General features: G+C 71.6%; 10 protein-coding genes. All 10 read left to right on the plus strand.

The window, feature by feature from the left end; all coding sequences use genetic code 11:
* The first annotated feature begins 80 nt into the window (after window positions 1–80).
* Genes argC through PD653B2_RS09125 form a run of 10 tightly spaced genes read left to right on the plus strand, consistent with a single transcriptional unit; the run spans window position 81 to window position 9,763 of the window.
* Entirely contained in the window at window positions 81–1,124 is a 1,044-nt protein-coding gene (argC, locus tag PD653B2_RS09080) for an N-acetyl-gamma-glutamyl-phosphate reductase (protein ID WP_242665207.1), read from the plus strand.
* Window positions 1,121–1,600, plus strand: a complete 480-nt coding sequence (locus tag PD653B2_RS09085; RefSeq protein ID WP_085872036.1) for an ACT domain-containing protein — start codon at window positions 1,121–1,123, stop codon at window positions 1,598–1,600. The genes argC and PD653B2_RS09085 overlap by 4 nt, the downstream gene beginning before the upstream one ends.
* Window positions 1,597–2,748: a bifunctional glutamate N-acetyltransferase/amino-acid acetyltransferase ArgJ gene (gene argJ, locus PD653B2_RS09090; protein ID WP_085872037.1), complete on the plus strand. Its 1,152-nt coding sequence runs from the start codon at window positions 1,597–1,599 to the stop codon at window positions 2,746–2,748. Before PD653B2_RS09085 ends, argJ begins: the two co-directional genes overlap by 4 nt.
* A complete protein-coding gene (gene argB / locus PD653B2_RS09095; RefSeq protein ID WP_085872039.1) occupies window positions 2,745–3,683 on the plus strand; it encodes an acetylglutamate kinase in 939 nt (312 codons plus the stop codon). Before argJ ends, argB begins: the two co-directional genes overlap by 4 nt.
* Window positions 3,680–4,852: an acetylornithine transaminase gene (locus tag PD653B2_RS09100; RefSeq protein ID WP_278247462.1), complete on the plus strand. Its 1,173-nt coding sequence runs from the start codon at window positions 3,680–3,682 to the stop codon at window positions 4,850–4,852. Before argB ends, PD653B2_RS09100 begins: the two co-directional genes overlap by 4 nt.
* Window positions 4,849–5,790, plus strand: a complete 942-nt coding sequence (gene argF / locus PD653B2_RS09105) for an ornithine carbamoyltransferase (RefSeq protein ID WP_085872043.1) — start codon at window positions 4,849–4,851, stop codon at window positions 5,788–5,790. The genes PD653B2_RS09100 and argF overlap by 4 nt, the downstream gene beginning before the upstream one ends.
* Window positions 5,787–6,326 (plus strand): arginine repressor, encoded by a 540-nt coding sequence (locus PD653B2_RS09110; RefSeq protein ID WP_085872045.1) that lies wholly within the window; start codon window positions 5,787–5,789, stop codon window positions 6,324–6,326. The genes argF and PD653B2_RS09110 overlap by 4 nt, the downstream gene beginning before the upstream one ends.
* On the plus strand, window positions 6,323–7,756 hold the full coding sequence (gene argG, locus PD653B2_RS09115) for an argininosuccinate synthase (protein WP_085872047.1): 1,434 nt from the start codon (window positions 6,323–6,325) through the stop codon (window positions 7,754–7,756). Before PD653B2_RS09110 ends, argG begins: the two co-directional genes overlap by 4 nt.
* Window positions 7,756–9,186, plus strand: coding sequence for an argininosuccinate lyase (gene argH / locus PD653B2_RS09120; protein WP_085872049.1), 1,431 nt, complete (start codon window positions 7,756–7,758; stop codon window positions 9,184–9,186). Before argG ends, argH begins: the two co-directional genes overlap by 1 nt.
* Window positions 9,179–9,763, plus strand: a complete 585-nt coding sequence (locus PD653B2_RS09125) for a DNA-3-methyladenine glycosylase (protein WP_414689160.1) — start codon at window positions 9,179–9,181, stop codon at window positions 9,761–9,763. The genes argH and PD653B2_RS09125 overlap by 8 nt, the downstream gene beginning before the upstream one ends.
* Window positions 9,764–9,987: the final 224 nt, after the last annotated feature.

Here is a 9,987-nt window from a genome sequence, read left to right on the forward strand (position 1 = left end):
GACATCTGGTTATCCGGCCCCTGGGAACCGCCGGAGTCGGGAGACCCAGTGCACATGAACATGCAAGACTCTGTATAGTCATGCATATGACGACGAAACGGGTCGCGGTCGCCGGCGCCAGCGGGTACGCCGGGGGCGAGCTGCTGCGCCTGCTCCTGGCCCACCCCGGGGTCGAGATCGGCGCCCTGACCGGTGCCTCCAACGCGGGCCAGGCGCTCGGCGCCCTCCAGCCGCACCTCGTGCCGCTGGCCGACCGGGTGCTCGAGGAGACGACGATCGACACCCTCGCGGGTCACGACGTCGTCTTCCTCGCGCTGCCCCACGGCCAGTCCGGCGCGATCGCCGCCCAGCTGGGCGAGCGTGACCCAGCTGTGGTGGTGGTCGACTGCGGCGCCGACTTCCGGCTCGCCGACCCGGCCGCTTGGGAGCGGTTCTACGGCGGTGACCATGCGGGCACCTGGCCCTACGGCCTGCCCGAGCTGCCCGGCCAGCGCGCGGTCCTCACCGGCGCGACCCGGATCGCCGTACCCGGCTGCTACCCGACGGTCTCCACGCTGACCCTCGCGCCGGCGATCGCCGCCGGGCTCGTCGAGCCCGATGTCGTGGTCGTCGCCGCCTCGGGCACCAGTGGCGCCGGCAAGGCCGCGAAGCCGCACCTGCTCGGCAGCGAGGTGATGGGCAACGCCAGCGCGTACGGCGTCGCCACCCACCGGCACACGCCCGAGATCACCCAGAACCTCTCCGGCCTCGTCGACGGCACCGTGAAGGTCAGCTTCACGCCGCTGCTGGTGCCGATGCCGCGCGGGATCCTGGCCACCTGCTCGGCCCCTCTGCGGGGAGAGGTGACGGCCGACGAAGCGTACGACGTCTACGTGAAGGCGTACGCCGACGAGCCGTTCGTGCACGTGCTGCCGCAGGGCCAGTGGCCCCAGACCAAGTCCGTGACCGGCTCCAACGCCGTGCACCTCCAGGTGACGGTCGACCAGGACGCCGGCCGACTCGTCGCCGTCGGCGCCGTCGACAACCTGGCGAAGGGCACCGCCGGCGCCGCCGTGCAGTGCATGAACCTCGCGCTCGGCCTCGACGAAGGCCTGGGCCTCAGCTCCGTAGGGATCGCACCATGACCGACAGCACCGACACCCCCGACGGGCCCACCGAGGTCCTGGGTCTGCCCGACCTGCCCTCGTACACGCTCCAGCAGTTCCCCGAGAAGCTCGCGGTCATCAAGCTGCCGCCCGGCGCCGAGATCCCGACCTGGGCCGAGTCGTCGTCGCTCTTCTCGATCACCGCCACCGCGACCGAGACCTCGCTGGTGTGCGCCGGCAGGAGCGTGCCGACCAAGGTGGTCGGGGCCAAGGGACTGACGGCGTTCGCCGTGATGGGGGAGCTGGACAACAACGTCGCCGGCGTCCTGGCCGAACTGCTCGCACCCCTGGCCGAGGAGGGGATCAGCGTCTTCACGATCTCCACCCACGACACGAACTGGTTCCTGGTGCCGGTCACCGCCGCCGAGACGGCGGCCGAGGCCTGGCGACGACGAGGGCACAGCGTCGCCCTCGCCATCCCCGTCAAGCCACCCAGGAAGACCAAGAAGAAATGACCGTCACCTCACCCCGGGGTTTCCGGGCCGCCGGCGTCGCCGCCGGACTCAAGTCCACCGGAGCCAAGGACGTCGCGCTCGTCGTCAACGACGGCCCGACCCACGACTCCGCCACCGTCTTCACCTCGAACCGCTGCAAGGCCAACCCGGTCCTCTGGAGCCAGGAGGTCGTCAAGGACGGCACCGTCCGCGCGGTGTTCCTCAACTCCGGTGGCGCCAACTGCTACACCGGCCCGGAGGGCTTCCAGACCACCCACGCGGTCGCCGAGAAGGTCGCCGAGCGGCTCGGCATCGGCGCCATCGACGTGGTCGTCTGCTCCACCGGCCTGATCGGGCTGACCAACCCCCGTCAGCAGGTGCTCGACGGGGCGGACGCGGCGTACGACGCGCTCGCGGCCGACGGCGGGCAGCAGGCTGCCGAGGCGATCATGACGACCGACTCGGTGAGCAAGCAGGTCGTCGTCGAGGGCGCGGGCTGGTCGATCGGCGGGATGGCCAAGGGCGCCGGCATGCTCGCTCCCCAGCTCGCCACGATGCTGGTCGTCCTCACGACCGACGCCGTGGTGCCGGCCGCCGACCTCGACGTCGCACTGCGTGCGGCGACGTCGGTGAGCTTCGACCGGCTCGACTCCGACGGCTGCATGTCCACCAACGACACGGTGACGGTGATGGCGAGCGGCGCCAGCGGGATCACCCCCTCGCTCCCGGACTTCACCGACGCGCTCACCCAGGCCTGCACCGACCTCGCCATGCAGCTGCTCCGCGACGCCGAGGGCGCCGACCACGAGATCGCGATCACCGTCCTCAACGCCGCGACCGAGGCCGAGGCCGTCGAGGTCGGCCGCAGCGTCGCGCGCAGCAACCTCTTCAAGGCCGCGGTCTTCGGCAACGACCCCAACTGGGGCCGGGTGCTGGCCAGCATCGGCACCACCGAGGCGGCCTTCGACCCGGCCGACCTCGACGTCGCCATGAACGGCGTCTGGGTGTGCAAGCAGTCGACGCCGCACGCCGACCCCGACACCGTCGACCTCAAGCCGCGCGAGGTCAGCGTGACCATCGACCTCAAGGCCGGGTCCGAGCGGGCGACCGTCTGGACCAACGACCTGACCCACGCCTACGTCCACGAGAACAGCGCGTACTCCTCATGAACGACTCCAGCTCCGGCCAGTTCGACACCAGCAAGCCGGACCAGGCGAAGGCTCGCACGCTCGCGGCGGCGCTGCCCTGGCTCAAGCGCTACCACGGCAAGATCGTGGTGGTGAAGTACGGCGGCAACGCGATGACCGACGACACGCTCAAGCGGGCCTTCGCCGAGGACATCGCCTTCCTCCGCTTCGCCGGCTTCCGCCCGGTCGTCGTGCACGGCGGCGGTCCCCAGATCTCGACGATGCTCGACCGGCTCGGCATCGAGTCGGAGTTCCGCGGCGGCCTGCGGGTCACCACGCCCGAGGCCATGGACGTCGTCCGGATGGTCCTCGTCGGCCAGGTGCAGCGCGAGCTCGTCGGGCTGATCAACGAGCACGGCCCGCTGGCGGTGGGCTGCTCCGGCGAGGACGCCGGGCTCTTCACGGCCGAGCCCGCGAGCACCATCGTCGACGGCGAGGAGGTCGACCTCGGCCTGGTCGGCGAGGTCGCCCACGTCCGCCCCGAGTCCGTGCTCGACCTGATCGAGGCCGGCCGGATCCCGGTCGTCTCGAGCGTCGCGCCCGACGTCCACGGCGTGATCCACAACGTGAACGCCGACTCGGCCGCCGCGTCCCTCGCGGTCGCTCTGGAGGCCGAGAAGCTGCTCGTCCTCACCGACGTCGAGGGCCTCTTCCTCGACTGGCCGAACTCCGAGGACGTCATCGGCGAGATCAGCCCCGAGGCGCTGGAGGAGATCATCCCGACGCTCGCAAGCGGCATGGTGCCGAAGATGCGCGCCTGCCTCCAGGCCGTGCGCAACGGCGTGCCGCGGGCCACCGTGGTCGACGGCCGCGAGCCGCACGCCGTACTCCTCGAGCTCTTCACCAACGAGGGCGTCGGCACCCAGGTGCTGCCCGGGGTGGAGACCAAGACCCGGAAGGCGAGGGACTCGCAGTGAACTATCAAGACCGGTACGCCGCGTCTCTCATGAACACCTTCGGCCCGCCGAAGCTGGTCCTCACCCGCGGTGCGGGCGCCCACGTCTGGGACGCCGACGGCAAGGAGTACGTCGACTTCCTCGGCGGCATCGCCGTCAACGCCCTCGGCCATGCTCACCCGGCGCTGGTCGAGGCCGTGACCGCCCAGCTCGGCACGCTCGGCCACATCTCGAACTTCTTCACCAGCGAGCCGCAGGTCGAGCTCGCCGAGAAGCTGCTCGAGCTCCTCGGCGTCGGCCCCGGCGGCGGCAAGGTGTTCTTCACCAACTCCGGCACCGAGGCCAACGAGGCCGCCTTCAAGCTGACCCGCCGCACCGGCCGCACCCACGTCGTGGTCGCCGAGGGCGGCTTCCACGGGCGCACCATGGGCGCGCTCGCCCTGACGTCCAAGGAGGCGTACCGCGCACCGTTCGAGCCCCTGCCCGGCGACGTCACGTTCGTGCCGTACGGCGACGTCGACGCGCTTGCTGCCGCGGTGACCGACGAGACGGCGGCGATCCTGCTCGAGCCGATCCAGGGCGAGGCCGGCGTCGTCGTGCCTCCCGAGGGCTACCTGGCGGCTGCCCGCGCGGTGGCCGACGACCACGGCGCACTGCTCTGGCTCGACGAGGTGCAGTCGGGCATGGGGAGGGTTGGTCGGTGGTTCAGCTTTGCGACGTCCGGGTTGGGGACACCGGACATCGTCACGGTCGCCAAGGGGCTCGGCGGCGGCTTCCCGATCGGTGCCTGCATCGGCCTCGGCGACGCCGGCACGCTCCTCGAGCCCGGCAACCACGGCACGACGTTCGGCGGCAACCCGGTGGCCTGCGCCGCCGCGCTCGCCGTGATCCGCACGATCGAGGACGAGGACCTGCTCGAGCACGTCACCGTGCTCGGCCAGAAGCTCCGCGACGGCCTGGCCGCCGACCCGCGCGTCACCGAGGTCAGGGGAGAGGGCCTGCTGATCGGGCTCGACCTCTCCACCGACGCGTCGGCCGCTGTCGTCGCTGCCGCACAACGAGCCGGCTTCATCGTCAACAACCCGACGCCGAAGCGGATCCGGCTGGCCCCTCCGCTGGTGCTCACGGTCGACGACGCCAACGCGTTCCTGGCGGCCTGGCCGGGCATCCTGGACGAGGCGATGGCATGAGTGCCCCCCACATCAGGCACTTCCTCGCCGACGACGACCTGACCCCGGCCGAGCAGGCCCGGGTCCTCGACCTGGCCGCCGAGCTCAAGCACGCGCCGTACGACGCCAAGCCGCTCGCCGGCCCGAGGACCGTGGCGATGATCTTCGACAAGCAGACGCTGCGCACGCAGTCGTCGTTCGCGGCCGGGATCGCCGAGCTCGGCGGCTTCCCGATGCTCGTCGACGGCGCCCTCGCCGGCATCGGTGTGCGCGAGTCGGTCCACGACGTCGCCCGGGTCCTCGGCCGCCAGGCCTCGATGATCGTGTGGCGCACCTACGCCCAGGCCCGCCTGGAGGAGATGGCCGAGCACTCCGGCGTGCCGGTGATCAACGCGCTCACCGACGACTTCCACCCCTGCCAGCTGCTCGCCGACCTGCTCACCATCCGAGAGCACAAGCAGTCGCTGGCCGGGCTGACCGCGACGTTCGTCGGCGACGGTGCCTGCAACATGGGCAACTCCTGGCTGATCGCCGGGGCCACCGCCGGGATGCACGTCCGGATCAGCTCGCCCGAGGGCTACGCGCCGTCGGCGGAGATGGTCGAGCGGGCCGCCGCCATCGGCGCCACGACGGGCGGCTCGGCCGTCCTCGAGCCCGACCCGGTCGCCGCCGTCACGGGCGCCGACGTGGTCGTGACCGACACCTGGATCTCGATGGGCAAGGAGGACGAGGCCGCGGCCCGCGCCGAGGTCTTCGCGCCGTACTCCCTGACGACCGCCCTCTTCGAGCGGGCCAACCCGGACGCCATCGCGCTGCACTGTCTCCCGGCCTACCGCGGCAAGGAGATCGACGCCGAGGTCCTCGACGGCCCCCAGAGCGTCGTGTGGGACGAGGCCGAGAACCGCCGCCACGCACAGAAGGCGATCATCGCCTTCCTCCTGGAGCAGGCGCACCCGTGAACGACTCCGCGTTGCGCCCGCCGACCAAGAACGCCCGCCACCAGCGGATCGTCGAGCTGGTGACCCACCACGAGGTGAGGTCCCAGGCCGAGCTGGCGTCACTGCTGGCCGAGGGCGGCGTCCGGGTCACCCAGGCGACGCTCTCGCGGGACCTCGTCGAGCTCGACGCGATCAAGGTGCGGGCCCCCTCGGGGTCGCTCGTGTACGCCGTACCGGCCGAGGGCGGCGACCGCCGCCCCGCCGCGCCCGGCGAGACCGTCGCCGCGGCCAACCGGCTCTCGCGGCTCTGCGGCGAGCTGCTCGTCAGCGCCGAGGCCAGCGCGAACCTGGTCGTCCTGCGCACGCCGCCCGGCGCCGCCCAGTTCCTCGCGTCGGCCTTCGACAAGGCCGAGTTCCCCGACGTCCTCGGCTGCATCGCCGGCGACGACACCGTTCTCGTCATCGGCCGTGACCCGGAGGGTGGCGACGAGCTCGCCCGCCGGTTCCTCGCCCTGGCCGGTACCCATCATCAGCAGCAGAAGGAAGGCACCACGTGAGCAAGGTCCTGACGTCACTCCCCGTCGGCGAGCGGGTGGGCATCGCGTTCTCGGGGGGTCTCGACACCTCGGTTGCGGTGGCTTGGATGCGCGCCAAGGGTGCGGTGCCGTGCACCTACACCGCCGACATCGGGCAGTACGACGAGCCCGACATCAGCGGCGTACCCGCCCGGGCCATGCAGTACGGCGCCGAGATCGCCCGCGCCGTCGACTGCCGGACCCCGCTCGTCGAGGAGGGCCTGGCCGCGATGGCGTGCGGCGCCTTCCACATCCGCTCCGGCGGCCGCACCTACTTCAACACCACGCCGCTCGGCCGCGCCGTCACCGGGACGATGCTGGTCCGCGCCATGCACGAGGACGGCGTCGACATCTGGGGCGACGGCTCGACGTTCAAGGGCAACGACATCGAGCGGTTCTACCGCTACGGGCTGCTCGCCAACCCGGAGCTGCGCATCTACAAGCCGTGGCTCGACGCGGCGTTCGTCGCCGAGCTGGGCGGCCGCACGGAGATGAGCCAGTGGCTGATCGAGCGCAACCTGCCCTACCGCGACAGCAAGGAGAAGGCGTACTCCACCGACGCGAACATCTGGGGCGCCACCCACGAGGCCAAGACCCTCGAGCACCTCGACGTCTCGCTCGAGACCGTCGAGCCGATCATGGGCGTGAAGTTCTGGGACCCGTCCGTCGAGATCGCGTCCGAGGACGTCACCATCCGCTTCGAGGCCGGCCGGCCGGTGGCGATCAACGGCACGACGTACACCGACCCGGTCGCGCTGGTCCACGAGGCGAACACGATCGGCGGCCGGCACGGGCTGGGCATGTCCGACCAGATCGAGAACCGGATCATCGAGGCCAAGTCGCGCGGCATCTACGAGGCGCCGGGCATGGCGCTGCTGTGGATCGCCTACGAGCGGCTGGTCAACGCGGTCCACAACGAGGACACGATCGCCAACTACACCGCTCAGGGCCGTCAGCTCGGCCGGCTCCTCTACGAGGGCCGCTGGCTGGACCCGCAGGCGCTGATGCTGCGCGAGTCCATCCAGCGCTGGATCGCCTCACTGGTCAACGGCGAGGTCACGCTCCGGCTGCGGCGCGGCGAGGACTACACGATCCTGCGCACCGCGGGCCCGGCCTTCTCCTACCACCCCGACAAGCTCTCGATGGAGCGCACCGACAACGCCGCCTTCGGTCCGGTCGACCGGATCGGACAGCTCACGATGCGCAACCTCGACATCGCCGACTCCCGCTCCAAGCTCGAGCTGTACGCGGCGCAGCCGCTCGACCAGGGCCAGGTCCTCGTCGAGAACGGCACCCTCTTCGGCGAGATCGAGGCCGGGGGAGCCGACCGGATCACCCGCAACCCGGCCGCGGAGCGCGACGCCGGGGACGTGGCCCTCGACAACGCGGCCATGGAGTTCGGGACCGACTGATGGCGGAGCACACAGCGGGGGAGACCAACACCGGCAAGCTCTGGGGCGGTCGCTTCGCGGGCGGACCGTCGCCCGAGCTCGACGCGCTCTCGAGATCCACCCACTTCGACTGGCGGCTCACGCCGTACGACCTCGCGGGCTCGCGCGCCCACGCCAACGCCCTGCACCGGGCGGGTCTGCTCACCGACGCCGACCACGCGGAGCTCCTGCGCGGGCTCACGGTGCTGGGGGAGCGGTACGACGCCGGCACGCTCCTGCCGGACCCCTCGGACGAGGACGTGCACGGCGCCCTGGAGCGGCTGCTGGTTGACGAGGTGGGCGCCGACGTCGGTGGCCGGCTGCGCGCCGGGCGGAGCCGCAACGACCAGATCGCGACGCTCTTCAAGGTCTTCCTGCGCGACCACGCCGCCGTGATCGCCGGCCAGGTGCTCGCGCTCGTCGAGGTGCTCAGCGTGCAGGCGCGCGACCACCTCGACGTCGTGATGCCCGGGCGCACCCACCTGCAGCATGCCCAGCCGGTGCTGCTGTCCCACCACCTGCTCGCCCACGCCTGGCCCCTGCTGCGCGACGTCGACCGGCTCCGTGACTGGGACGCCCGCGTGGCCGCCGACTCGCCGTACGGTTCCGGTGCACTGGCCGGCTCCAGCCTCGACCTCGACCCGGAGGGCGTCGCGGCCGAGCTCGGCTTCACCGGCTCGAGCGCGAACTCGATCGACGGCACCGCCTCGCGCGACTTCGTCGCGGAGTTCGCCTACGTCACCGCCCAGATCGGCATCGACGTCAGCCGCTTCGCCGAGGAGGTCATCCTCTGGTCGACCCGCGAGTTCGGGTTCGTCACGCTCCACGACTCCTGGTCGACGGGGTCGAGCATCATGCCGCAGAAGAAGAACCCCGACATCGCCGAGCTCGCCCGTGGCAAGGCCGGCCGCCTGATCGGCAACCTCGCCGGGCTGCTGGCCACGCTCAAGGCGCTGCCGCTCGCCTACAACCGCGATCTCCAGGAGGACAAGGAGCCGGTCTTCGACTCGGTCGACACCCTCGAGGTGCTGCTGCCGGCGTTCACGGGCATGGTCGCCACCCTGACCTTCGACGGCGCCCGGATGGCCGAGCTCGCACCCCAGGGCTTCTCCCTCGCGACCGACATCGCCGAGTGGCTGGTCCGCGAAGGAGTGCCCTTCCGGGTTGCCCACGAGGTGGCCGGCGCCTGTGTGCGCCGCTGCGAGGAGCTCGGTATCGAGCTCGACGAGCTCACGGACGACCAGTTCGCCGAGATCTCGCCGGCCCTCACGCCCGAGGTGCGCCAGGTCCTCACCGCCGAGGGCTCGGTCGCCTCGCGCGACGGCCGCGGCGGCACCGCTCCGGCCCGGGTCCGTGAGCAGCTGGGCGAGCTCACCGCCATCGTCGACGCCCACCGTGCCCGGCTTGGCTGAGCTGTCCGAGGTCCTCTCCGGCCCGGTCCTCGAGGTCGCGCCGCTGCTGCTGAACGCCGTGCTCCGACACGGCGACGTCGCCGTCCGGCTGACCGAGGTCGAGGCGTACGCCGGTCCCGAGGACCCCGGCTCCCACGCCTACCGCGGCCGCACCCCGCGTACCGAGGTGATGTTCGGCCCGCCCGGTCACCTCTACTGCTACTTCACCTACGGCATGCACGTCTGCTGCAACGTCGTCTGCGGACCGGAGGGGACGCCGAGCGCTGTGCTGGTCCGGGCGGGGGAGATCGTCGACGGCGTCGAGCTGGCCCGCGAACGCCGCCCGCGCAGCAAGGACCGGGACCTGGCGCGCGGGCCCGCCCGGCTCTGCCGGGCCCTCGGCATCGAACTCACCCACGACGGTGCTGACCTCGTCGGCGGCGCCGTCACCCTGTCGTTGGGGGAGCCTCCCGACGACGTGTCCACGGGGCCGCGCGTGGGTCTGCGGCAGGCGGCGGACCGCCCGTGGCGGTACTGGTCCACGGGTGATCCCACGGTCTCCACCTACCGGCCCGCGGCGCCCCTGCGGCGTCGTTGACGCCCCGGTTTGGTCCTCCTGCGGGGAGGCTGCTAACGTACTTCTTGTCGCGCCGATGCGGCCCCCCACCTGGTCGAAAGACCTGACGTCGGGGCCAGGGCGTGACCGACACCAGCGAAGATCGGCCCCGAAGTTGACGGGCCGGATCAGACCCGGTAAGTTTTTGCAGGTTGCCCCGCCGCAGGTTCTCGCAAGAGTCCTGGACGGTGTGCGTCTGATTTTTG

The organism is Nocardioides sp. PD653-B2 (assembly GCF_002117935.1).
GTDB lineage: Bacteria > Actinomycetota > Actinomycetes > Propionibacteriales > Nocardioidaceae > Nocardioides.